The organism is Streptomyces sp. NBC_00012 (genome assembly GCF_045040875.1).
Classification (GTDB): Bacteria; Actinomycetota; Actinomycetes; order Streptomycetales; family Streptomycetaceae; genus Streptomyces.
This window is the reverse complement of the sequence record NZ_CP108309.1, coordinates 635,935-659,625: the sequence shown is the minus strand read 5'-3', so window position 1 is coordinate 659,625 and position 23,691 is coordinate 635,935. Positions and strand designations below refer to the sequence as shown.

The 23,691-nt window shown below is 69.6% G+C and carries 22 protein-coding genes and 2 pseudogenes; 10 read left to right on the top strand and 14 right to left on the bottom strand.

Features of this window, described 5'->3' with window-relative positions; all coding sequences use genetic code 11:
* The first annotated feature begins 14 nt into the window (after nucleotides 1–14).
* Nucleotides 15–449, top strand: coding sequence for a DUF742 domain-containing protein (locus OHA19_RS03350; protein ID WP_405720138.1), 435 nt, complete (start codon nucleotides 15–17; stop codon nucleotides 447–449).
* A gap of 97 nt (nucleotides 450–546) precedes the next feature.
* Here the strand turns inward: OHA19_RS03350 and OHA19_RS03345 are convergent, their stop codons facing one another.
* The gene (locus OHA19_RS03345; protein WP_351262595.1) at nucleotides 547–1,122 is read right to left on the bottom strand and encodes a TerD family protein; all 576 of its coding nucleotides are present in this window, start codon (nucleotides 1,120–1,122) and stop codon (nucleotides 547–549) included.
* 158 nt (nucleotides 1,123–1,280) lie between these two features.
* Nucleotides 1,281–1,469 (bottom strand): Sec-independent protein translocase subunit TatA, encoded by a 189-nt coding sequence (gene tatA / locus OHA19_RS03340; RefSeq protein WP_405720142.1) that lies wholly within the window; start codon nucleotides 1,467–1,469, stop codon nucleotides 1,281–1,283.
* 254 nt (nucleotides 1,470–1,723) lie between these two features.
* Between tatA and OHA19_RS03335 the strand changes: the two genes are divergently transcribed.
* Nucleotides 1,724–3,163, top strand: a complete 1,440-nt coding sequence (locus OHA19_RS03335) for an LCP family protein (protein ID WP_405722078.1) — start codon at nucleotides 1,724–1,726, stop codon at nucleotides 3,161–3,163.
* A gap of 28 nt (nucleotides 3,164–3,191) precedes the next feature.
* Here OHA19_RS03335 and OHA19_RS03330 read toward each other — a convergent pair whose 3' ends face one another.
* Complete coding sequence (locus tag OHA19_RS03330) at nucleotides 3,192–3,518, bottom strand: GNAT family N-acetyltransferase (protein ID WP_405749348.1); 327 nt, start codon at nucleotides 3,516–3,518, stop codon at nucleotides 3,192–3,194.
* Between the two features lie 22 nt (nucleotides 3,519–3,540).
* Between OHA19_RS03330 and OHA19_RS03325 the strand changes: the two genes are divergently transcribed.
* Nucleotides 3,541–3,723, top strand: a complete 183-nt coding sequence (locus OHA19_RS03325) for a hypothetical protein (protein WP_405749346.1) — start codon at nucleotides 3,541–3,543, stop codon at nucleotides 3,721–3,723.
* Nucleotides 3,724–3,749: 26 nt separating this feature from the next.
* Here the strand turns inward: OHA19_RS03325 and mgtA are convergent, their stop codons facing one another.
* Nucleotides 3,750–6,464, bottom strand: coding sequence for a magnesium-translocating P-type ATPase (gene mgtA, locus OHA19_RS03320; protein ID WP_405749344.1), 2,715 nt, complete (start codon nucleotides 6,462–6,464; stop codon nucleotides 3,750–3,752).
* The gene (locus OHA19_RS03315) at nucleotides 6,457–6,822 is read right to left on the bottom strand and encodes an ArsR/SmtB family transcription factor (RefSeq protein WP_405720148.1); all 366 of its coding nucleotides are present in this window, start codon (nucleotides 6,820–6,822) and stop codon (nucleotides 6,457–6,459) included. Before OHA19_RS03315 ends, mgtA begins: the two co-directional genes overlap by 8 nt.
* A gap of 450 nt (nucleotides 6,823–7,272) precedes the next feature.
* On the opposite strand from OHA19_RS03315, the gene OHA19_RS03310 reads away from it, so the two are divergent.
* From OHA19_RS03310 to OHA19_RS03290, 5 genes and pseudogenes are all read left to right on the top strand, one after another.
* Entirely contained in the window at nucleotides 7,273–7,899 is a 627-nt protein-coding gene (locus OHA19_RS03310) for a GTP-binding protein (RefSeq protein ID WP_405720150.1), read from the top strand.
* A gap of 139 nt (nucleotides 7,900–8,038) precedes the next feature.
* Nucleotides 8,039–8,452 (top strand): roadblock/LC7 domain-containing protein, encoded by a 414-nt coding sequence (locus OHA19_RS03305; protein WP_405720152.1) that lies wholly within the window; start codon nucleotides 8,039–8,041, stop codon nucleotides 8,450–8,452.
* A 177-nt stretch (nucleotides 8,453–8,629) separates the two neighbouring features.
* On the top strand, nucleotides 8,630–9,715 hold the full coding sequence (locus OHA19_RS03300; RefSeq protein ID WP_405749342.1) for a DUF6397 family protein: 1,086 nt from the start codon (nucleotides 8,630–8,632) through the stop codon (nucleotides 9,713–9,715).
* A 93-nt stretch (nucleotides 9,716–9,808) separates the two neighbouring features.
* Nucleotides 9,809–10,297, top strand: coding sequence for a GNAT family N-acetyltransferase (locus OHA19_RS03295; protein WP_405749340.1), 489 nt, complete (start codon nucleotides 9,809–9,811; stop codon nucleotides 10,295–10,297).
* A gap of 155 nt (nucleotides 10,298–10,452) precedes the next feature.
* Nucleotides 10,453–10,736: pseudogene (locus tag OHA19_RS03290) on the top strand (LAETG motif-containing sortase-dependent surface protein); the annotation flags it as partial.
* Between the two features lie 105 nt (nucleotides 10,737–10,841).
* Here OHA19_RS03290 and OHA19_RS03285 read toward each other — a convergent pair.
* Nucleotides 10,842–12,974, bottom strand: coding sequence for a SpoIIE family protein phosphatase (locus OHA19_RS03285; RefSeq protein WP_405749338.1), 2,133 nt, complete (start codon nucleotides 12,972–12,974; stop codon nucleotides 10,842–10,844).
* Nucleotides 12,975–13,227: 253 nt separating this feature from the next.
* Between OHA19_RS03285 and OHA19_RS03280 the strand changes: the two genes are divergently transcribed.
* Nucleotides 13,228–14,310 (top strand): enoyl-CoA hydratase/isomerase family protein, encoded by a 1,083-nt coding sequence (locus OHA19_RS03280; protein ID WP_405720160.1) that lies wholly within the window; start codon nucleotides 13,228–13,230, stop codon nucleotides 14,308–14,310.
* Nucleotides 14,311–14,346: 36 nt separating this feature from the next.
* On the opposite strand, the gene OHA19_RS03275 is transcribed toward OHA19_RS03280, so the two are convergent.
* From OHA19_RS03275 to OHA19_RS03240, 8 genes and pseudogenes are all read right to left on the bottom strand, one after another.
* Nucleotides 14,347–15,810 (bottom strand): arabinose isomerase, encoded by a 1,464-nt coding sequence (locus OHA19_RS03275; RefSeq protein WP_405749336.1) that lies wholly within the window; start codon nucleotides 15,808–15,810, stop codon nucleotides 14,347–14,349.
* 38 nt (nucleotides 15,811–15,848) lie between these two features.
* Complete coding sequence (locus tag OHA19_RS03270; RefSeq protein WP_405720164.1) at nucleotides 15,849–17,327, bottom strand: rhamnulokinase family protein; 1,479 nt, start codon at nucleotides 17,325–17,327, stop codon at nucleotides 15,849–15,851.
* 15 nt (nucleotides 17,328–17,342) lie between these two features.
* A complete protein-coding gene (locus OHA19_RS03265; RefSeq protein WP_405749334.1) occupies nucleotides 17,343–19,388 on the bottom strand; it encodes a bifunctional aldolase/short-chain dehydrogenase in 2,046 nt (681 codons plus the stop codon).
* Between the two features lie 69 nt (nucleotides 19,389–19,457).
* The gene (rhaI, locus tag OHA19_RS03260) at nucleotides 19,458–20,624 is read right to left on the bottom strand and encodes an L-rhamnose isomerase (RefSeq protein ID WP_405720168.1); all 1,167 of its coding nucleotides are present in this window, start codon (nucleotides 20,622–20,624) and stop codon (nucleotides 19,458–19,460) included.
* 213 nt (nucleotides 20,625–20,837) lie between these two features.
* Complete coding sequence (locus OHA19_RS03255) at nucleotides 20,838–21,065, bottom strand: hypothetical protein (RefSeq protein ID WP_405720170.1); 228 nt, start codon at nucleotides 21,063–21,065, stop codon at nucleotides 20,838–20,840.
* A gap of 682 nt (nucleotides 21,066–21,747) precedes the next feature.
* Entirely contained in the window at nucleotides 21,748–22,239 is a 492-nt protein-coding gene (locus OHA19_RS03250; RefSeq protein ID WP_405722081.1) for a hypothetical protein, read from the bottom strand.
* Between the two features lie 132 nt (nucleotides 22,240–22,371).
* A pseudogene (locus OHA19_RS03245) lies at nucleotides 22,372–22,443 on the bottom strand (hypothetical protein); the annotation flags it as partial.
* Between the two features lie 29 nt (nucleotides 22,444–22,472).
* Complete coding sequence (locus OHA19_RS03240) at nucleotides 22,473–22,664, bottom strand: hypothetical protein (protein ID WP_405749332.1); 192 nt, start codon at nucleotides 22,662–22,664, stop codon at nucleotides 22,473–22,475.
* A 189-nt stretch (nucleotides 22,665–22,853) separates the two neighbouring features.
* Between OHA19_RS03240 and OHA19_RS03235 the strand changes: the two genes are divergently transcribed.
* The gene (locus tag OHA19_RS03235; RefSeq protein WP_405749330.1) at nucleotides 22,854–23,690 is read left to right on the top strand and encodes a pentapeptide repeat-containing protein; all 837 of its coding nucleotides are present in this window, start codon (nucleotides 22,854–22,856) and stop codon (nucleotides 23,688–23,690) included.
* Nucleotide 23,691 lies beyond the last annotated feature (1 nt).

The window sequence follows — 23,691 nt, the reverse complement described above, 5'->3', positions numbered from 1 at the left end:
AGGCGGCTGTGTCCATGACCGATGACGGCCCGGGAGACATCCCGCGGCTCCCGGGAACGCGTCTGCCTCCGGGCAGCCAGTGGTACGACGACGAAGCCGGCCGACTGGTGCGTCCGTACGCGGTGACGGGCGGCCGGACCGAACCGGGCTCCGGCGGCGCTCAGCTCGACCTGATCGCGCTCGTCACCTTCGATGACAACGCACCGGACCGGTCGGAGGAGCATCTCCTGGGCCCTGAACACCGGGCCCTGCTCGTGCTCTGCCGGTCGCAGACCCAGTCCGTCGCGGAACTCTCGGCTGATGCCGACCTTCCCGTGGGCGTCGTCCGCGTACTCCTCGGCGACCTGCTCGAATCCGGCCGCGTACGCGTCAGCCGCCCCGTTCCACCAGCACAGTTGCCCGACGAGCACATCCTGCGCGAGGTGATCAACGGCTTGCGGGCCCTGTAGCAGCGCGCCGGGCCGACGGCCCGCACGGGTCCTTGCTCCCCGCTCCGGCGAAGGGGAAGAAAGGACCCGTGCCCGTTGAACGTGGGGTTCGTTTCGGTCAGACGTTGACGCCGTAGTCGGACGCGATCCCCGCCAGGCCCGAGGCGTAACCCTGGCCGACCGCGCGGAACTTCCACTCCGCACCGTGCCGGTACAGCTCGCCGAAGACCATGGCGGTCTCCGTCGACGCGTCCTCGCTGAGGTCGTAGCGGGCCAGCTCGACGCCGTTCGCCCGGTTCACCACGCGGATGAACGCGTTGCGGACCTGGCCGAAGCTCTGCCCACGGCTCTGCGCGTCATGAATGGAGACCGGGAAGACGATCTTGGCCACATCCGACGGGACGGCCGACAGGTCCACGTTGATGGACTCGTCGTCGCCCTCGCCCTCACCGGTCAGGTTGTCGCCGGTGTGCTGGACCGAACCGTCCGGGCTCGTGAGGTTGTTGTAGAACACGAAGTGCAGATCGGAGAGGACCTTGCCCGCGTCCGAGCACAGCAGCGCGCTCGCGTCCAGGTCGTGGTCCGCGCCCGTCGTCGTCCGTACGTCCCAGCCCAGGCCGACCGTCACTGCGGTCAGGCCGGGTGCCTCCTTCGACAAGGAGACGTTGCCGCCCTTGGCCAGGGTCACACCCATGAACATCCTCCATTGATCCAGTGGTCCAGCGATTCGGTGAACGGCGCTGCTTCGGCCGTCCCCTGGTCAACGACGGCGTCGTGACCATGGTTCCCTTGCTTGCGCAAGCCTTGAAGTGAACGTCCGTGAGACGTGCCGTACGTTGGTGGGCCGGTGTTCTAGGCGGGTGGGTCGGCGCGGGGTGCCTGCACATCGGTCTCCTTCATGGCCTTCGCCTCACTCTTCAGGATCCGCATGGATTTGCCCAGGGCTCGGGCTGTGTCCGGCAGCTTCTTCGAGCCGAAGAGGACAATCACCACGATCGCCAGGATCAACAGGTGCCAGGGTGCGAGGCCGTTGTGCAACATTTACGTCCCGCCCTTCCTTTCGGTGTTTTGGCCGGAGTTCCGCTCGGAGTTCGCGGACAGTGCTACAAGCTGGCTGTAGGCAGGTCCGATGATCCGCCCAGACATCAATACTTGCTACATTGCGCAACTGTACAACCATGGGGTGGTGGGGCACGTCTTGCTTCATGGGAACCGGACGGACGGGGTGGGCGATGACGGGAAGTCGTAAAGCGGGAGCGGGCCGGGGCAGGGCCGCGCGCCTGCGCCGGACAGCCATGGTCGGGCTGTCGTTCCTCGTACTGCTGGTCGCCGGCGTCGGGTGGGGCTACCTCAAACTCGGCGGCAGCATCGACACCTTCAGTGCGGACGGCATCTCCGACGACCGGCCGCCCGGTTCGTCGCAGGGGCAGAACGTCCTGGTCATCGGATCGGACTCGCGCTCGGGCGACAACAGCAGACTCGGTGGCGGCACCGGCGCCGTGGGGCGCTCCGACACCGCGTTCCTCCTCCATGTGTACGGCGACCACGAGCACGCCGTCGCCGTGTCCATTCCGCGTGACGCGCTGGTCGACATCCCGGCCTGCAAGGGGCCTGACGGCCGGTGGACCGCCCCGCAGCGCGGAGTGATGTTCAACGGGGCGTTCTCGGTGGGGGAGACGGCCGAAGGGAACCCGGCCTGCACCCAGAACACCGTCGAACATCTCACCGGCCTGCGCGTCGACCACACCGTCGTCATCGACTTCGCCGGATTCTCCGCACTGACCTCGGCCGTCGGCGGCGTCCGCGTCTGTCTGCCCCAGGACATCTACCAGCGTGACCTCAGCCCGAAGCGGACCACGCGAGGGGCCAAGATCTTCACGAAGGGTCCGCAGACCGTCTCCGGCCAGCAGGCACTCGACTATGTCCGGCTGCGGCACGGCATCGGAGACGGCTCGGACATAGGGCGTATCAAGCGGCAGCAGGCCTTCGTCGCCTCCCTCATCAAGAAGGTCAAGTCCCAGGGGCTGAATCCCACCACGCTGCTTCCCCTGGCCAACGCGGCCACCGACGCGATGACCGTCGACCCCGGACTCGGATCGGCCGACCGGCTGCTGTCGTTCGCCCTGTCGATGAAGAAGGTCGATCTGCACAACACCAAGTTCGTGACCGTGCCCTGGCGTTACGAGGGAGCCCGCGTCGCGATCGTCGAACCGGACGCCGACGCGCTCTGGGCCGCGCTGAAGGCAGACCGTACGGTCGACGGCAAGGACGCCAGCGGCAAGGGATCGGACAAGCCCTCGGACAAGGGCGACGGGAAGGACGGCCGCCCGGCATCCCCCGCGGCGGACGCTCCGGTCTCCGGCAGGGGAATCAGCGTCGCCGTCTACAACGGAACCACGGTCAGGGGACTCGCCGCCCAGGCGGCCGAACTCCTGCGCTCCCGGGACTTCACCGTCACCACCACGGCCACCGCGAGCAGCCAGGACCACACCTCGACCGTGATCGAGTACGGGACCGGACTGCGGGACGAGGCGGAGACCACCGCGCGGCTCTTCGCCGGGGCACGGACGACGGCGTCGGGCACTGCCGGAATCCAGGTGATCCTGGGCAGTTCCTACGCTCAGAACCCCTCGGCCTCACCCGGGGCGCCGACCCCCTCCACCGTTCCGTCCACCGTCGCCGACGAGGCGCGGTCGGCCGACGACGACCCGTGCGCGGACCTCTCGTACGGCTGACCGGCCATCAGAGCCGGGACAGCGGAGCTCAGCGCGTCGTCCCGGCCGTGCGCAGCTGCAACGCCGGGTGACGGGGAGCCGCGAAGCCGTACGACTCGTACAGCGCGGCCCCGTCCGCGGTGGCGTTCAGATGGACCACCGTGACCCCGGCCTCCTCGCGGAACCAGGTGAGCAGGGCATCGAGGCAGATCCGGGCATGACCCAGACGGCGCCGTCGGGGGTCGGTGCTGACATTGGAGACGGGCCCCTGCAGACCGCTCAGGTTCGCCGGGCCGGGGGCGTGCGCGTCGCACGTCCCGACCGCACTGGCGACGACGCCGAGCACGGGATCGTCGACCAGGTACGCGGCGAACACGCCGGGGCGGCGCAGCCGCTCCGTGAACCACTGGGCGGAGGCTGCCCGCCACGGCGCGTCCGGGCCGCCCGTCTCCCCCCCCCATGCCGTCCAGCATCAGCCCGCGCAGCCGGACCAGAGCGGGCACGTCGTCGAGCGTGGCCCGACGGGCACGGACCACTGGCACACCATCGAGACCGGCACCGGCACCGCCCTCGATGCCTGACTCCGGGCGGTCGATGCGTGACGAGATCACGGCCGGCTCCAATTCTGCTCGTAGCGGGTCCGGGCCGCCCGCAAGCCATATGCGTACAGGGCCAGCACCGTCGCCAGCAACAGGTAATAGAGAGGCGGTAGCGCGCTCATGCCCAGCAGTCCGCCGAGCGGGGTGAGCGGCAGCAGCAGTCCGACCACGGACAGAGAGCACGCGGCCACCCGCAGCGGACTGCCGCCGTGACCGCCGACAACCCGTCCGCCCGTTCGCAGCAGCAGCATCACCAGGGCCTGGGTCAGCAGATTCTCGGTGAACCATCCGGAGTGGAAGGCCTCCTGCCCTCCCGATGTCGCGGAGCTGTGCAGGGCGACGGCCAGCACGGCGAACGTCGCCAGGTCGGCGGTGGCGTTCAGCAGACCGAAGCGCGTGATGAAGTGGAGGAAGTCACGCGGGCGCAGCACCGTGGGCCACCGCAGCACCTCGGACGCGGGCCGGTCGAAGGCGAAGGCGAGCTGCGCCACGTCGAAACACAGGTTCTGCACCAGGACCTGAGCCGGAAGCATCGGCAGGAACGGCAGCATCAGCCCCGCGGCAAGCATCGCGATGACATTGCCGAGGTTCGACGAGAGCGTGATCCGCAGATACGCGGAGATGTTCCCGCTGGAGTGCCGGCCCGCGGTGATCGCATGATCGATGGCCGCGAGGTCCTTTTCGGCGAGAACGACGTCCGCGGTCTCCCGCGCCACGTCGACCGCGTTGCGCGGACAGATGCCGACGTCCGCCGCGTGCATCGCGGGCAGATCGTTGACCCCGTCACCGAGGAATCCGGCGGTCCGCCCGGCGGTCCGCAGCGCGGAGACGATCCGTGCCTTGTGTTCCGGCGTGCAGCGCGCGAAGACCGTGACCCGGTCGGCGGCCTCCGCGAGCTTCCCGTCCGACAGCGCGTCGATCCGCTCCGCGGACATGACCTCGCCAGGATCGAGCCCGAGATCCCGGCAGGTGCGGGCCACGGTGCCGGGATCGTCACCGGTGAGGACCTTGACGGCGATGCCCCGGTTCCCGAGCGCGTCCAGGGCGTCCGACGCGCTCGGCGTGAGTGCGTCCCGCAGAGTGACGAAGCCGAGGAACGTCAGTCCCCTCTCGTCGGCCGCGGTGTACGCACGAGGCCGGGCCGGGCGCTCGGTGCGGGCCACGGCGAGCAGCCGCAGACCGCCCGCGGCCTCGCGGGCGGCGAGTTCACACAGCCGGATCCGTTCGGCCTCGTCCAGCGCGCACCGTTCGAGCACCGCCTCGACCGCTCCCTTGGCCACGAGAGTGTGCACGCCGAGCCTGCCGGGGCGACGGACGACCGCGGTGGCGAGGCGGCGCACCGGATCGAACGGAAGCGCGGCGACGCCGTCGTACGCGGACAGCGGCTCCTCCCGCTCCTCGGCCGCGTCCAGCACCGCCTCGTCGAGTGCGTCGGGGACGGGCAGGTCGGCCAGCTGGAGCGTCCACAGCGCGTTGACCGCGGCCCAGTGGAGCGCCTCGGGATCGGACCGGCCCGAGGCGCTCAGCGAACTCTCGACGACCGGCCGGTCCTGGGTGAGGGTTCCGGTCTTGTCCACGCACAGCACATCGATCGCGCCGAGGTCGTGCAGCGCGGGCAGCCGCTTGACGATCACCCCATGGTTCCTGGCGAGCAGCGAAGCACCCCTGGCCAGTGCCGTCGTGACGATCACCGGCAGCATCTCCGGAGTCAGCCCGACGGCCACCGCGACGGCGAACGGCAGTGTCTCCAGGCCCCGGCCGCGCAGCGCCGCGTTGGCCATGAGGACCAGGGGCGGGGTGAGCAGCATGAAGCGGATCAGCGTCCAGGAGATCCCGTGCACCGAACGATCGAAGGCGCTGGTCCCGCGACGGCGCGCCGAACTGTCGTACGCGGCGGCGAACCTGGTCTCCGCGCCCGTCGCCGTCACCACTGCCGTACCGCTGCCGGAGGCCACGCTGCTGCCCTGGAAGCACAGCTCCGGCCGGGCGAACGGCCCTTCCCCGGCACCGCACCCGGGGCCGGCGGCGCGCAGCCGTGCCGGTGTGTCCACGGGGTGCTTCGTGACCGGCACCGACTCGCCGGTGAGCGCCGACTGGTGAACGGTCAGACCACTCGCACGCAGCAGCCGCACATCGGCGGGTACGAGATCACCGGGACCGAGCCGGATCACATCACCCGGCACCAGCTCCCCGACCGGCAGCTCACGGGCGCTCGGCGCGGCATCCGGCCCTGCGCGGCGCAGTACGGTCGCGGTGGTCGCCACCAGCTCCCGCAGCGCGGCCGTGGACCGGTCGGCCCGGTGCTCCTCGGCGGAACGCAGCAGACAGCTGACGACCACGAGCACCAGCGTCACGCATGCCGTTCCCCATGAGGCCACCGCCGCCGAGACCAGGCCCAGACACAGGAGGACCGAGGTGAACGGATCGCGCAGGCTGCGCAGGAAACGGCGGGGCCAGGAGACCGGACGCCAGGCCGGCAGCGTGTTCTCGCCGAACAGCGCCAGCCGTTCGCCGGCCTGCTCCTCCAGCAGCCCCCTCGGTCCGCTGTCCAGCGAGCGCAGTACCTGCAAGGAGGTCGGTGCGGCAGCCGCGGAAGAGCTCGCCAGGACATCGGGGGCGGCGCCCCGCCCGGCTTTCGCACCGGCTATCGGCACGACGACGGCGGACGGGGCATCGGGGTCGTCGGTGCTGCCGGGACCTGCGGCGGCACTGCTCTCAGGCACCGAGCCCACGGAGGCGTGAGGGCTGTGCGGGCGTGTGTCCGGCCCGCTCCGCGAGCTGCCCGACCATCAGCCGGACCACGGTCACCACATCGGGATCGTCGACCAGGTACACCTGTCGGCGGCCCTCGCGCCGGGACCGTACGAGACCTGCCAGTTTGAGCTTCGTCAGGTGCTGGCTCACCGAAGGAAGAGTGCCGCCCACCCGGTCCGCGAGCCCGGTCACATCGCTCTCGCCCTGGGACAGCGCCCATACGATGTGCAGCCGCGCAGGCGTCGCCAGCAGGCCGAAGGCCGCTGCGGCCTCAGCCAGTACCTCCGCGGGCGGATCCTCGAAACCGCCGTCGGCAGCTTTCGACACTCTTGCTCTCCCTGTCCGCGTGGCCCGATTCCTCGCACCCGAAGCCTTCAGTGTAGGCGGCGGGCGTCCGGCGCCCGTGGGCCGCTCGGGCAGCAGGGGGCCGGACCTCCGGACCGGTCCGGTCCGCCGGGGGAGGGGCGGGCTTCTGTGCAGACGACCGGAAGCGCCGGACATAGTCCAGGAGACCGGCGGACATTGCCGGGAATGGCGTGCTGGATTGCGGACCACCGATCTGATTTTGGACCGATCCATGCCGGGAATGATCTGAACTTGTCACATCACCAAGAAATCGAACTCGCCCCGTGGCGTGGGCTCTTCTTTGCCATGCTGTCGGCCTGCGCAGGCGGGAAGTGGGTGTGCGATTGCTGACGCACGTGACGTCCGAGCGCCCGGCGGAAGCTCCGGCCTGCGCATTCGACATCCAGGACGCACTGGTGAGAGAAGTGATCGATGCCTTCCGAGCAAGCTGACAACACATACGGGGAGAAGGCCGGAGAGGCCGTGGAGACCGATGCCCTCGCGCTGAAGATATTGGTCGCCGGAGGCTTCGGCGTCGGAAAGACAACGCTGGTCGGTGCCGTCAGCGAGATCCGGCCACTGCGGACGGAGGAATTTCTCAGTGAGGCGGGGCAATCGGTCGACGACACGGACGGGGTCGATCAGAAGACCACCACAACCGTCGCCATGGACTTCGGGCGGATCACCATCCGGTCCGGCCTCTCGCTCTATCTGTTCGGCACCCCGGGACAGGACCGCTTCTGGTTTCTGTGGGACGAGCTGTCCCAGGGCGCGCTCGGTGCCGTCGTCCTCGCCGACACCCGTCGGCTGGAGGACTGCTTCCCGGCCGTCGACTACTTCGAACACCGCCGCATTCCCTTCGTCGTCGCGGTCAACTGCTTTGCAGGCGCCCGCACGTACGGCGAACGCGACGTATCCCGAGCTCTCGACCTCGACCTCGGTACCCCCGTCGTCCTGTGCGACGCGCGCGACCGGGACTCCGGCAAGGAAGTGCTGATCCGCATGGTCGAGTACGCCGGCCGGATGCACACCGCCCGGCTCCTCGACTCGGTGAGCTGACCCTCCCGGGCGCTCCTCCACCGCGTGATCCGGGGCAGGACCAAGCCACATGGTGAAGGAGTGCTTGCCCCTGCGTGACCAGTGCGCAAGGCTTACGGCAACGGGGCACGGGGAACGTACGAGCGGGGAGGAGCGGGGAATGGCGCTGGACAGGGGACTCGACTGGCTCCTTGACGACCTCACGAGCAGGGTCGAGTACATACGGCACGCACTGGTGCTGTCGAACGACGGACTGGTGACGGGGGCGAGTACGGGGCTGGCCCGCGAGGACGCCGAGCATCTCGCCGCGGTCTCGTCCGGGCTGCACAGCCTGGCCCGAGGGTCGGGACGCCACTTCCGGGCAGGGAAGGCCCGGCAGACCATGGTGGAGTTCGACGAGGCGCTGCTCTTTGTGACGGCGGCCGGGGACGGCAGCTGTCTGTGTGTGCTGAGCGAGGCCGAGGCCGACGTCGGTCAGGTCGCCTACGAGATGACGCTGCTGGTCAACAGGGTCGGTGAGCATCTCGGCGTTGCCGCGCGACAGTCGCCGGGTGAAGGAACCGACCGCCTCTGATGCGGCCGCAGGGTTCTGATCTGGCTGCCGGAGTCCTGGTCGGATCGCGGGAGTTCCGACCGTGGGCCACGACAGTTCCGATCGGGCCGTGGGAGTTATCCACAGGCCGGGCGGACGGTTTCCCTTCCGGGTTACGGTGCTCACAGAGAGTGACCGAGCCTCATGGGGGAGAGTGTCATGACTGTTGGCGAAGACGCGTGCACGAAGACCGCCGGTGTGCCTGCCGCGAGCGTGCCTGCCGCAGGTACGAGGGCGTTGGGCGCGGCCGCCCAGGAACTCCGGTTGAAGCGCGGTGAGTTCGCGATCGCCGTGCATCTGGGGCTGATCCGCCTGACAGTGCCGCAGGACGACGGGCGTCCGAGGGTCGGCTGCGACGAGATCGAACGGCTCCGGTCGCAGGACGGGTTCCCGGAGGCGCTTCGGGAGAGGGTGCGCGCGGTCGGGACGGCAAAGGGGGCTCAGCAGCTCGGGATCAGCCCGGACCGCTTCACCAGACTCGCCCGTGCGGGATGCCTGACGCCGATCACCTTCTACCTCAACCGGTACCGGGCGATCGTCTGGCTCTATCTCGACCACGAGCTCACGGGGTTCGCCGCCCGGGAATCGCAGCTTCTGACCGGCAGGAGTCCGGCTTGGCTGCGTGACCGCCTGGAAGGAGGTGCCGACTGCCGGGCAGCCAACTGGCGCTCGCGCCGGGTCGAACGGCTTCTGAGCCTCGTGGAGGATCCGTGGGCCCGAGCGGCCGTGCTCGCGGACACACTGGACCCGATGCAGCTGGCTGAGGTCGTCGACGATCCGTACGAACGCGCGTACCTCGCCAGGATCCGGCCCCAACCGGCCTTCGGGCCGACCGGGCCGACATGGGCGCGGGAGACCATGTCGCACCTCATGCAGGCCGATGAACCGGACGAGATGCTGTGGCGACGGGTGAGCCTGATCATGGAGCTGGACAACGCGCGGGAGCTTCGGCCGGCGCCGCGTCCGGGCGACGATCGGCGCGTCTTCCCCGCGCCGGGCACCGGGCGTACGCCCGCGCCGGATTCCCGTGCCGACGCGGGATCCGGTCCGGTGCCCGCTGCGGTCCCCGCGTCGCCTCCCGCCGCCCCACCGAGCGCGGGGCAGGCGGCACTTCGCGTCCAAACCGCGACAGAAGCAGCAGAGCCCGCGGTCGGCCTGCTCGCCCGTTTCGCTCTGCGCAGGCGCACGGTCAGGGCCGCGAACCGTCGGCCGCCCCCGCCGGGGCGCGCGCCGTTCGGCGGATGACAACGAGGATTCCGACGACCGCGACCGATGGGAAGCTGCTGGACGGAGGAAAAGAGCTCGCACAGGAAGAACGACAACGGCATTCTGTCTGCCATGCTGATCAAGGAAGCCACCACCGAGGACTGGCCCGCCATCTGGCCGTTCTTCCACGAAATCGTCGCAGCGGGCGAGACCTTCACCTACCCACTCGATCTCGGCGAAGCAGACGCCCGTTCCTGGTGGCTCCTGGAGTCCCCCAACCGTACGGTCGTCGCGGTCGACGACGACGGGACGATCCTCGGCACGGCCAAGATGAATGCCAACCACATGGGCAATGGCTCGCACATCGCCAGTGCCAGTTACATGGTCGATCCCAAGCACTCGGGGCAGGGCGTCGGCCGGGCCCTGTGCGAGTACACCCTGGACTGGGCCCGCACTGCGGGATTCAGGGCGATGCAGTTCAACGCGGTGGTGGAGACGAACGTCCACGCAGTCGGGCTCTACCGTTCGCTCGGCTTCGAGATCCTCGGAACGCTCCCGGAAGGGTTCAACCATCCGGAACAGGGCTTCGTCGGGCTGCACATCATGCACCGCCGCCTCTGACAACGGCATTCCCGCTCACCTCTCGCTCCACAGTGCGTCCGTCATGTCCGAACCCATGGTCGTGTGTGAGCAGTTGGCGCCGCAGTGCCTCGTGGGGCGGGTGCGTGGGGTGTCAGCAGGGGCAGTACTCTGCGCCCCACCGCCATCCGGGCGCCAAGACGGCGCCCGTGTGCGAGGACGCCACCACGCCGGCGCCCACGCCGTCCGAGGGCACGCCGTCCCAGGCTCCTCCACCGAGGCGCCGACCGCGAGCGCAACGCCCAGTGAGGAGTCTTCGACGTCCGCGCCTGCCGCGGCCTCGCCGAGCCCCAGCTCGCCGGACCTGGCCGGGACGGGCTCCTCGTCCGCCACCCCGGTCATCGCCGGAGCGGCCGTGGCCGTTCTGCTGGCGGGCGGCATCATGTGGTCCGTGCGCAAGCGTCGTACCGCACAGCACTGACGAATGGGCCGGTGGCCCTGGAGCGGGCTGTGCCGGGACCACCGGTCGAGGCGTTGGCCGCCGCATGCCCGGCGCGCGCGGGGCGGTACGTCCTTCGGAACGTCCTCAGACCTGCTGCACGGCCGGCGGGGGAGTGGGGACGGGCGGCGTCGAGGGCCCGATCTCGCACCAGACCGCCTTGCCCTCGCCGCGAGGCTCGATGCCCCAGCGAGTGGCGACGGCGTCCAGGAGCAGCAGCCCCCGGCCCGATGTCGCGGTTTCGCCCGGACTGCGCCGCCTCGGCCAGGCGCTGGAGCGGTCCTGCACGGAGAGGCGGACCCGCCGCACGGGTTCCGGCAGCACCTCCAGGGCGAGGACCGCGCCGCCTTCGGTGTGCAGCAGGACGTTCACCAGGAGCTCGCCCGTCACCAGCTCCGCGTCGTCGGCGAGTTCGGCCATGTCCCAGTCGGTCAGGGCCTGACGCACGATGTTCCGGGCGTCGGACAGCCCCTCCGGGTCCGCCTGGTGGATGTACTGGTGCAGCCGCGGAGCCCGCGGAGACCCGGGATCCGGGCTGCGCCGAAGGACCAGCAGAGCGACATCGTCCCCCGAACCCCAACGTTCCCAGAGCCGGTCCGACAGATGGTCGGCCAGCGCCTGGGCACTCGCCGGCCCCGCGCTCACCTCATCGATCAGCGCCTGGAAACCCGTGTCGAGGTCGGCGCCGGGCTCTTCCACCAGCCCATCGGTGTACAGGACCAGCGTTTCGCCCGGCACCAGGTCGAGGCGGGTCTCCGGGAACTCCTCGTCCTCGAACTCGGTCGAGATGCCCAGCGGCAGACCGCCGCGCACCTGCGGGCTGCCGACCCGGCCGTCCATGTGCCGGATCAGCGGGCCGAAATGCCCGGCCCGAACCACGCGTACAGTCCCCGATGCGAGATCGACCTGGGCATACGTACAGGTCGCGAAGCGGTCCGTGTCCAACTCGGCGAGGAAGCGCGACGCCCGGGCCAGCACCGTCGACGGAGGGTGCCCCTCGGCGGCGTACGCTCGCAGGGCGATGCGCAACTGGCCCATGATGGCCGCGGCGTGCGTGTCATGCCCCTGTACGTCACCGACCACGATCCCGAACCGGTTCTTGGGCAGTGCGATCACGTCGTACCAGTCACCGCCGACCTGGCGTCCGCTCCAGGCGGCGTGGTAGCGCACGGCGATCTCGCCGCCCTCGATCTCCTGGATCCGCCGTGGCAGCATCGCGGCCTGGAGCCCGGTGGCGAATTCGCGTTCCTCGTCGAAGAGCTTGGCGCGCTGGAGGGACTGCGCCACGATCGCCGCCAGCCCCAGGCACAGATTGCGCTCGTCCGCGTTGAAGGTCGTGTTCTCGCGGTAGAAGAGCGCCAGAGTGCCGAGGGAGCGTGCCTGGGCGACGAGGGGCAGATAGGCGGCGGCCCGGAATTTCAGCCGGTCGGCACAGGGTGCCAGCACGGGGTAGCGATGGGTGAGAGCCGGGACCGAGGTCAGGAACCGGGGACGGCTGCTGAGCACGGTGTCCGCCAGGGGAAAGCGCCGGTCCAGGCCGGCGTCCCCGATGTCGTCGATCGCCTCCACCGAGTCTCCGCTCAGAGCGATGACACTCAGCGTGGTGTTCTCGACCAGACCGAGCGAGAGCCCGTCCGCCCCGAGCCGGGCGAGCCCGCCCGGCCCGGTGAGCGCGGCGGTCACATCGTCGACGGTCACCGCGCGTGACAGTGCGCTCGTTGTTCGTTCAACGATGCTGGTCTGTCGCTGCCGCCGCTTTTCCAGATCGAGCACGAAGGCCGAATGGGTGACCTCCGCCGTGGCGTCCTGCACCACGCCGACGATCCGGTGCGCCCGGCCGTCGTCGCTGCGCAGTATTCGTGCCTGGATGTGGGTCCACTGGTCCCTGCCGTCGTCCAGCGGCACCCGGAAATGAACGCTGTAGGAACTGCGACCGCTCTTGATCGCCTCGTCGATCGCCACGTCGAGACGGGTCCGCTCCGACTGTTCGAGGCGTTCCAGCACGGTCTCGGGCCGCGAGTCGAAGGTCTGCGGATCCAGACCGAACACCAGCAGCCCGGCATCGTCCATGTCGAGCGTGCCTGCCTCCACGTCCCACTCGAAGCTGCCCGTCCGATTCATGGCAAGGCGCTGAGCCGTCGCGATCTCGCCGTTGTGCGTCTTCTCGATCAGCGAGCGAGGCGGGACGGAAGTGCTCGGTTGCTGGTCTTGATCGGTCATTCCTGCTCCGGAGGTCGCCGGGCGGGGCTTCCGGGCGGCGCGGCCCGAACCGGGTGACTCAATTGTCGAACCGCTTCCGGCAGGTTGCCACAGCGGAAACCCGGCGAAATCAGGCCGGAGGCGAGGACCGGGCGGGCCGGGCGGACCCGGGGACCCCTGCTGTCCCGGCACCGGCCCCGCCCCGCAGAATGGCAGCGGAAGATCGTCCGCGATCGGCGGTCGATACGGTACAGGGGCTGACCGGAGCGTATTCATGACCCACGAAGATCCAGTTCTGCTGCACACCGAAGGACGCGTCCGGCACATCACGCTCAACCGCCCACGTGCCCTCAACGCGCTGAATCACGCCATGGTCGCGCGCGTCGCCGGAGCACTCGCCGACGCCGAGCACGACGAGTCCGTCACTGCGGTCCTGATCACCGGTGCGGGCGAGCGCGGCCTCTGCGCGGGCGGCGACATCCGGTCCATCTACGAGGACGCCCGGGCCGGTGGCAGCGCATCGCTCGACTTCTGGCGGGACGAGTACCGGCTCAACGCCCGTATCGCCCGATTCCCCAAGCCCTATGTCGCGATCATGGACGGCATCGTGATGGGCGGAGGCGTCGGCGTCTCGGCCCACGGCGACGTCCGTATCGTGACCGAACGCTCGCGCATCGCCATGCCCGAGACCGGCATCGGATTCGTCCCCGACGTCGGCGGCACGCGCCTGCTCGGTGCGGCGCCGGGCGGACTCGGCACCCACCTGGCGCTCACCGCGGAAGCGGTCGGCGCGGGCGACGCGCTGCTGTGCGGGCTCGCCGACCACTTCGTACCGTCTCAGCGCCTCGCCGAACTCACCGCGGACCTCGCCGCCTGCGGCACGGCCGCCGAGATCGAGAGGACGGTGCGGCAGTACGCCGCACCCGCGCCGGAGGGCGAACTGGCCGCGCAGCGCGAGTGGATCGACTCCTGCTACCGGGCGGCCTCGGTGGAGGAGATCGTCGACCGGCTCCACAACAGTGGTGTCCCCGCCGCCAAGCAGGCTGCGGAAACCATCCTGACCAAGTCGCCCACCTCGCTCAAGGTGACGCTCTCCGCTCTGCGCAGGGCACGCCGGCTCGGCAGCCTGGAGGCAGTGCTCGACCAGGAGTTCCGGACCTCGTGCACCGCTTTCACCAGGCCGGACTTCGTGGAAGGTGTGCGGGCCCAGATCGTCGACAAGGACCGCGATCCGCACTGGAGTCCGGCGGACCTCGCCGAGGTGACCGACGCCGACGTCGCACTCTTCTTCACCCCGCTGGGCGACCGCGAACTCGGCCTGGCAGCCGCTTCCGGGACTTCCGGGACGGCGGACTGAGACGCACCGGGCGGGGTGGGAGACCACGTACGGGAATCAGAGGTTGCTCGGCCCATCGACCGTGCGGAACGGGAGGCCGAGCAGATCGGCCGCGGCCCTGAGGTCCTGGGCGCGATGACCGGTGCACAGCGTCCAGTGGTGACCGATGCCGGTCGCGGACCAGGCATCGGTCCACTCGCCGGGGTCGAAGCCGAAGTCCACCCGTGAGGTGGTGTTGCCGATCTCCAGCAGCGGCCCGGGTACGACCTCGCCCTCGGAGGCGATGAAGGTGAAGGTCCCGTCGGCTTCCTGTCCGACGCCGAACGTGGTGACCGGTCCGTGTCGCACGTCGAATTCCACGCTCACGCCCCAGCCACGCTTGCCGTGGTAGACACCCAGCCCGCGCAGCAGCGGATCCTTGGCGCTGATGGCGAGGTGGGCGGGACCGTCGTGGCCCATCTCCACGACCCGGTCCCGGAAATTGAGGGCCTGGAGTTCGGTGAAGGAGCCACCGGCACCGATGGTGTCGGCGATCAGCATGGCGAGGCTGGTGCGCAGTTCGTACTCACCGGCCATCGGGATGCCACGCGCGGTCAGCAGTGACGCGCCGAGGATCATGCCGGCGCCGAGCCGCTCGTGGATCTCGCCGTCCAGGCCGCGGTGGTAGTAGGCGAGACTGTCGAGTGCGAAGTCGTCGACGAGGCGGTCCAGTCCGACCGAAACCCGGGCTGCCCAAGCGAGATCGTCCTCGTCGACGGAGTCGTCGAGAGTGAAGACCGTACGCGCGAGCGCGACGCGCTCGGCGGCTGCCTCGTCCGTCACGGCGGCGACCCGGACTCGCAGGTCGTCGAATTCGAGAACCTCGACATGCCCGCCCAGCTGGGTGGAGAGCAGCGTCATGTCTGTGGAGACGTCGAGCATGCCGGGGTAGAGATGGCCCATCAGACCGTGCCGGCCGTGGCGCAGCACGCCGCGGACCTGAGCGGCACGGATCCAGCGGCGGATCCGGTTCCACGCGTTCTCGTCGCGCAGATGGCCCGAGACGGAGCGGAAGGGGATGCCGCCGCGCCGGAACACATTGGCGACCTCCGGGAGCGGACATTGCCCGCAGTACGCCAGCCACTTGCCCGTATCGGTGTCCGGGTGGTCCATCGCCTCGGTCGGCTGGAGGTCGATGACCAGCACGGGAGCATGTGCGCGCTGGGCGATCGGCAGGACCATCGAGGCGGTCAGATACGTCGTCAGGAACGTCACGACGATGTCGCAGTCGGCCGAACGCAGCCGTTCCGCGGCCTTCGCCGCCTCCTGCGGGTCGGAGATGAAGCCGGCGTCGACGACCTCGCAGCCCATCTCCTCGAACCGCCCGGTCACGAAGCGGGCCGACTCCCGCAGCCGGTCCAGCAGACCGGGGAACTGCGGCCAGTACGCACCGAGTCCGCCGGACACGAGACCGACCCGGGTACGCCGGCGCGCGGTACGGGTGAGCACACCGTCGAGCGCGACGGGTGAGACGTCAGTCATGGGCTTCCTTCCATCGGTTCCGTCGAGACCGGACGGACTCAGGTCTGCTCCAGCCGTGCGGCAGCCCGGTCCCAGGCCCGCCGATCCCCCCGCGGGGTGTAGCGGCGCAATTCTTGTGTTCGTGCCACCAGTTGTCGCATGTCCGTGAGGTCACCCACCAGACCTCGGGCACGCGCCTGCACCAGGATGTTGCCGAGCGCGGTCGCCTCTGCCGGGCCGGCCGTGACGGGAAGCCCCGTGGCATCCGCGGTCCACTGGCACAGGAGCTCATTGCGCGAACCCCCGCCGACAACATGGATCCGGCTCAACTCCCGCCCCGCCAGGTCGGCTGCTTCCCGAAGCGTCCTGCGATGAGCCAGCGCCAGGCTCTCCAGGACACACCGGACATAGCCACCGGGACTGCCGGGCGGCACCTGTCCGGTCCGTACGAGATGGGCGTCGATCCGCGACGGCATGTCACCCGGCGCGAGGAACGCCTCGTCGTCGGGATCGATCACCGCGGCGAACGGCCGGGTACGGGACGCGTCCGCGAGCAGTGCGGCCAGCCCCGGATCCTCGCCCCGCCGGTCCCAGGTCCGCCGGCACTCCTCCAGCAGCCACATCCCCATGATGTTACGGAGATAGCGGACGGTGCCGTCCACCCCGCGCTCATTGGTGAAGTTCGCCGCGCGCGACTCCTCCGAGAGCACCGGAGTGGGCAGTTCGAGCCCTGCGAGCGACCATGTACCGCAGGACACATAGGCGAACCCGGGCCCGGTCGCGGGCACCGCCGCGACCGCCGACGCCGTGTCGTGCGAGGCGACGGCCGTCACCGGTGTGCCGGCCGGCAGTCCCGTGTACTCGACAATGTGCGGCAGGAGTGTCCCCGCCGGATCACCAGGCTCACGCAATGACGGGAACCAGGAACGCTCCAGACCCAGTCTGCCGATCAGCGCATCGGACCAGGCACCGGCCGACGCGTCGAACAGACCGGTCGTCGACGCATTGGTGATCTCCGCTCCCACTGCGCCCGTCAGCCAGTGCGTCAGCAGATCGGGCATCAGCAGCATCGTCCGTGCCGCGCCCCACTGGGCACTCGTACGGTGAGCGGCCAGTTGGAACACGGTGTTGAACGGCAGATGCTGCAACCCGCTGACGGTATAGAGCTCCCGAGCCCCGCACACCGCCAGCACCTGTTCGGCCGCCGTGTCGTTCCGGCTGTCGCGGTAGTGGAACGGCAGCCCCAGCAGGGCCCCGTCCGCATCGAGAAGGCCGTAGTCCACCGCCCACGTATCGATCCCGATCGATGCGATCGGACCGCTGCGCGCCGCCCTTCGCAAACCGTCCAGCATTCCCTGGAACAGCGCGAGTACGTTCCACCGCAGCCCGTCCGGCAACCGGACCGGCGTATTGGCGAACCGGTGCACCTCGGTCAGAGTGAGCCTTCCGGGCCCGGCCAGGCCGGTGATCACCCGGCCGCTGGTGGCACCGAGGTCCACGGCCGTGAAGGCCGCGTCGCCGCGTGACGTCACAGACATCGACACCTCATCGGGTCATCGGAGGAAGGCCGCGGCCACGCCGGCGTCGACGGGAACATGCAGCCCGGTCGTGTGCGTGAGGTCCCCGCCGGTCAGTGCGAAAACGGCGTTGGCCACATGCTCCGGGAGCACCTCGCGTTTGAGGAGGGTCCGCTGGGCGTAGAACTCGCCGAGCTTCTCCTCCTCGACACCGTACGTCGCCGCACGCTGGGCGCCCCAGCCGCCCGCGAAGATCCCCGAACCCCGCACCACACCATCGGGGTTGATGCCGTTGACCCGGATGCCGTACTCGCCCAGCTCGGCGGCCAGCAGCCGCACCTGGTGCGCCTGATCGGCCTTGGTGGCCGAGTAGGCGATGTTGTTCGGGCCCGCGAACACCGCGTTCTTCGACGTGATGTAGAGGATGTCACCGCCGAGATCCTGCGTCCGCATCAGCCGGGCGGCCTCGCGCGACACCAGGAACGAACCGCGCGCCATGATGTCGTGCTGAAGATCCCAGTCCCGGGCCGTCGTCTCCAGCAGGGACTTGGAGATGGAGATCCCGGCGTTGTTCACCACGAGATCCACACCGCCGAACGCCAGCGCGGCGGCCCGGAACGCGTCGGCGATCTGCTCCTCACTGGTGACATCGACCGTCACTGCGACGGCTTTGTCCGACCCGCCGAGATCCTGCGCCACCGAAGCGGCACTCGCCGCGTCGATGTCCGCGACGACGACACATGCCCCCTCCGCGGCCAGCCGGTGCGCGATGGCCTTGCCGATGCCGGACCCCGCGCCCGTGACCAGCGCGACCCGGGTGGCCAGCGGCTTGGCCTTCGGCATCCGGCGAAGCTTGGCCTCCTCCAGCTCCCAGTACTCGATCCGGAACTTCTCGGACTCCTCGATCGGTGCGTACGAGGAGACGGCCTCGGCTCCGCGCATCACATTGACGGCGTTGAGGTAGAACTCCCCGGCGACCCTGGCGGTCTGCTTGTCCTTGCCGAACGAGAACATGCCGACCCCGGGCACCAGCACGATCGCCGGGTCCGCACCGCGCATCGCGGGGGAGTCGGGCGAGGCATGACGCTCGTAGTACGCGCGGTACGCCTCCCGGTACGCGCCGTGCAGTTCCTTCAGCCGCGCCGCCGCCTCGTCCAGTGGGGCATCCGAGGGCAGGTCGAGGACCAGCGGCCTGACCTTCGTGCGGAGGAAGTGGTCCGGGCAGGAGGTCCCCAGGGCGGCGAGCCGTGGGTGTTCGGTACGGGCGAGGAAGTCCAGCACCGGCTCGGTGTCGGTGAAGTGGCCCACCTGCGGACGGTCGGTGGAGGCCAGACCACGGATCAGCGGGGCGAGGGCGGCCGCACGCTCGCGGCGCCGCGCCTCGGGAAGCGGCTCCCGGCCCGCCCATTCGGGGCCGAAGGGTTCGGCCGCGCCCCGTTCCTGAAGGAAGGTCTCGGCGGTGCGGATCAGCCAGAGGGCATTGCGCTCACACTCCTCGGACGTCTCGCCCCAGGCAGTGATGCCGTGCCCGCCGAGGATCACCCCGACGGCCCGCGGGTTGGCCTCCTTGACCGCCGCGATGTCCAGACCGAGCTGGAACCCCGGCCTTCGCCAGCCCACCCAGGCCACCTTGTCGCCGAAGCACTCCGCGGTCAGCTTCTCGCCGTCGGCGGCGCACGCCAGCGCGATCCCCGAGTCCGGATGCAGATGATCGACGTGAGCCGCCTCGACCAGGGCATGCATCGCCGTGTCGATGGACGGTGCCGCACCGCCCTTTCCGTGCAGGCAGTAGTCGAACGCCGACACCATCTCGTCCTCGCGTTCCACCCCCGGGTAGACGTTCTTGAGAGCCCGCACCCGGTCGAGACGCAGCACGGCGAGCCCGGCCTCGGTGAGCGTGCCGAGATCACCGCCGGAGCCCTTGACCCACAGCAGTTCGGCATTGCCACCGGTGACCGGGTCGGTGCCGGCGGCTTTGACCGATGCGTTGCCACCGGCGTAGTTGGTGTTCCGGGCGTCGGAACCGATTCGGTGGGCGCGCTCCAGGAGCGCGGCGACTTCGGCATGTGTCGCGGAGGCCATGAGTTTCCTTCGTGGTCGTGGGTCCGTCTGAACGAGGCGATGGTCGTACGGGGGAGTGGGCGGACGCGATCAGGCGCCCCAGCCGGCCTGGTCGCCACCGACCCGGGCGGCGGCGATCCGCTCCTGATTGCCCGAGGCCAGATAGGCGGCGAACGGATCCCTCGCCAGCCCGACTTCCTCGCGCACCTCGGCCAGCAACGGACGTACATCGGTGTTGTACGCGTCCATCAGGGCGGCGTTCGCGGCCAGTACGTCGCCGGAACGCTGCGCAGCACTCAGTGCCGACATGTCGACCAGCAGCGCCTTGGCGGTCGCCTCCTGCACATTGGCGACCGACCGGATCACGGCGGGGATCTTCGCCTCGATGTTGTGGCACTGGTCGAGCATGAAGTTGACATTCGTCTCGGGCTTCAGGCCGCCGTTCCTGACCACCTCGTGCATGATCCGGAACAACTGGAACGGGTCGGCGGCCCCGGCCATCAGATCATCGTCCGCGTAGAACCGGGAGTTGAAGTCGAACGCGCCGAGCTTTCCCGCGCGCAGCAGGGAGGCCACGATGAACTCGATGTTGGTGCCCGGCGCGTGGTGACCGGTGTCCACGACCACCTGGGCCTTCGGGCCGAGCTTCAGACAGTGCGCGTACGCCGTACCCCAGTCGGGAACATCGGTCGCGTAGAACGCGGGCTCGAAGAGCTTGTACTCCAGCAGCATCCGCTGACCTTCGCCCAGCCGCTCGTACACCTCGGCCAGGGCCTCGGCGAGCCGGTCCTGGCGGGCCGTGATGTCGTCCTGCCCGGGGTAGTTCGTACCGTCGGAGAACCAGAGCTTGAGATCGGGGGACCCGGTCTCGTCCATGATGCCGACGCACTCCAACAGATGGTCGGTGGCCTTTCGACGCACCTTCGGGTCGGGGTGGGTGACCGAACCGAGCTTGTAGTCGTCGTCCTGGAAGACGTTGGAGTTGATCGCCCCGATCCGCAGACCGAGCCCCTCGGCGTGCCGGGTGAGCGCGGTGTAGTCCTCTACCTTGTCCCACGGAATGTGCAACGACACCTTCGGCGCCACACCCGTGAACGCGTGTACCTGGGCCGCGTCCTCCATCTTCTCGAACGGGTCGCGCGGCACACCCGGTTGCGTGAACACCTTGAAACGCGTCCCCGAGTTCCCGTAGCCCCAGGAAGGCGTCTCGATGACCTGGGACCTCAGAGCTGCCTTGGCGGCCGACACATCAGACATGAACACCTCGTAAGCAGAGTCATCCAGCGATCGGAGACCGTCCGGGCGTATGAATCGTTTCACCTGACTCGTACGCTAGATATTCCCCGAGCTTCCAGTCAAGGAGCCGGGCGGGTTCTCTTGGGATTTTGAATCAATTCACCATGTGGTGTTCCGGCCTGCCCCGACGTCTCCGGCGCAGGAGCACCGCGCGTGGCGCCCGGAAGATGCGCCTCAGCGGCCGCCGCCGGACATGCTCGGCCGCAGCGAGCTCACGAGGTCGAAGAACCGGGACTCGTTGCCGCGGAGCCCGGCTCGCTGAAGCGCGCTGTCGGCCTCGGTGATCGGCGAGGCGAGCAACGGCACGTACAACGGGCCGTCATCGGGATCCGCGAGTGCGGCGCGAGTGGCTTCCAGGAGTCGGACATACGCCTGGGCCGCGGCGAGTTCGTCATTGCGCATCTCAGCATCTCCCGGTCAGCGGTGTCGGACCCACCAGCATCCACCATGGGTCTGACATTGATTCTCGTAGCGGGTTCCGGTGGTTGTGGCTCAGGGCGTGACTGACGCCCTGCTGGGCTGTCCTGCAGTCGTTCTGTCCGGTTGCCGGGACCCGTTCTCCATGGCTTCGGCCAGGTGGAGCACGAACCTGACAGGAGCTTGGCCAGAGGCCCCCTCAATGTCCTGTCCGACTCACCTGGCCGGTGTCACCGCCGGCCAGGAAGGCAGCTCACAGGACGAGCGTGACGACAAGTCCGCCGCAGAAGTGGATGCGGTGTTCGGCGGAGTGGACTCCCGTGCGACGCGATTCGCGTTGCTGTCATCACCGACCGAGGGGGCCACGCCGCCGATGCCCAGCTCCCGGCGACGGCGGCCGGATACGTCGCGGCGTTCGCGTTCCTGAACGCCCAATGGCACGGTGACCGCCCTCGGCGTCGAGGGGACCTCCTCCTACGGTCCGGGGGTCACGCGTGCTGCCCGCCAGGCGGGCCTCACCGCGATCGAGGTCAACCGGCCCGACAAGACCGAGCGGTGCCGGATCGGCGAGCCCGATCCCGTCGACGCCTGCGCAGCCGCCCGGGCTGCGCTGTTCCGGCCGGGCATCGGTCATCAACGCCCGACGGCAGCGGCACGGGAACGTCCGCTATCCGCCGTCCGGTCTTCGTGCACCGGCCGGTGGTTCGATCTCCAGGAATCTTCGGCGTCGCGCCCCTCGGTACAGCAGCACCGTCCACCCCAACTCCCGCAGCACCGCCGCGCACCGGGCCAGCTCCTCTTCCTCCGAACGGGCCGCCCCACTGCCGGGTGGACCGAGCCACTCGACGCGCACACCGCCCGGTGCCTCGCCCTGCTGCAGGCGGTAACCGGTCGCCGTCCGCAGGCCCGATCCGTCAACGGCCGAGGGGGCCAGGCCCGATGCCTCCAGGGCGATGGCGACCGCCCGTACCGGCCGGAGCGTCTCCCACTGTGCGGGTACACCCTGCGGATCGGGGCGTCCGGTGTTCGTCAGCCGGCGGATCTGAAGCATTCCCTCGAACGCGGTCCGCACGGAAGCGGTGCGTCTTGCGTCCGGCACCGGCGCCCTCGGGCCGTCCCCCGTGGCCGGTTCGAACCCGGCCCCGTCCTCGGTTTCCATCGGCGTCCCCCTTTCGATCGTGCTGTACTGCTGCCAGTCTGCGCCGTGCCACTGACAGCGGCTCGGGCACCGGCGCGAGGCTTCGTCGCCAGGCGTCGTGATGCTGAGTGGATGCAGTTTTCCGCCCCCGCCATGGGCGATGTCGGCCACCGGAATGTAGTGCCGGGCCGCCGTCCGCTCGATCCGGGCCGGTATCTCGGGCACCGCGGTCCGCGGTACGCACACGTCGTCGGTCAGGACAGGGCCGAGCCGTCCAGCGCCGGACAGGCCGACCGGCGTGCCTGGAACAGCGCGTCGCCCTCCTGCTGGTCCGTGGAGACCGCGGCCCAGGTCGCTCCCGCCGGCTCGAAACACTCCCGGACCAGCTCGGCCTCCGCGTCGCCCGCGGCTCCCGGCGGTGTGTCGACCCGGCCGAGCAGCACCACGTCCCAGGGTGCCCTCGGAGCCGACCACCAGTCCGGCCGGGTCGTGGCCCGTCACGCCTTTCGCGGTCCGGCGGCCGTCGGACCGCAATCGATACGTCAAGGTGGTGATCATGTAAGTGACGCGAACGGGTGACGGATCCGGATAAGGTCGACCGTCCGACAATTCCGTACCCGGAGGATCCACGCACCGTGCCCGACAACGTCGAAGGCCCCGGCATCGATCGTGCCGCCCTGCGTGCCGACTGCGCGAACTGCTTCGGGCTGTGCTGTGTAGCACTGACCCTGACACGGTCCGCGGACTTCGCGATCGACAAGGACGCCGGAAAGCCCTGCCAGAACCTCCAGGAGGACTTCCGCTGCGGCATCCACACCGAGCTTCGTGACCGGGGCTTCCCCGGCTGCACCGTGTACGACTGCTTCGGGGCCGGCCAGAAGGTCTCCGGCGAGACCTTCGACGGACAGGACTGGCGCAGAGCCCCGCAGACCGCCCAGCAGATGTTCCAGGTGTTCCCGGTCATGCGGCAACTCCATGAACTGCTCTGGTACCTCACGGAGGCGCTGTCCCTGGAACCGGCGCGACCCCTGCACGTGGAGATCCGGCGCACCCTCGACGAGACGGAACGCCTCACCCACCTACCGGCGGACGCGTTCCGTGAACTGGACGTGGCAGGGCACCGCGACGTCGTGGCCGAGCTGCTGCTCCGGGCCGCCACACTGGTACGAGCCACGGTGCCGCGCAAGAAGAAGCGCGACCACCGGGGCGCCGACCTCATCGGAGCCAGGCTCAGGGGAGCCGACCTGCGGGGCGCCGACCTGCGCGGCGCGTATCTGATCGCAGCGGACCTCACCGGTGCCGATCTGTGCCTGGCCGATCTGATAGGCGCCGATTTCCGGGACGCGGACCTGGCCGGCGCCGACCTCACATCGAGCCTCTTCCTCACCCAGGCCCAGCTCAACGCGGCCAAGGGCGACGCGGCGACGAGGCTCCCGCCGTCCCTCGGCCGCCCCGCGCACTGGGACCGGTGAA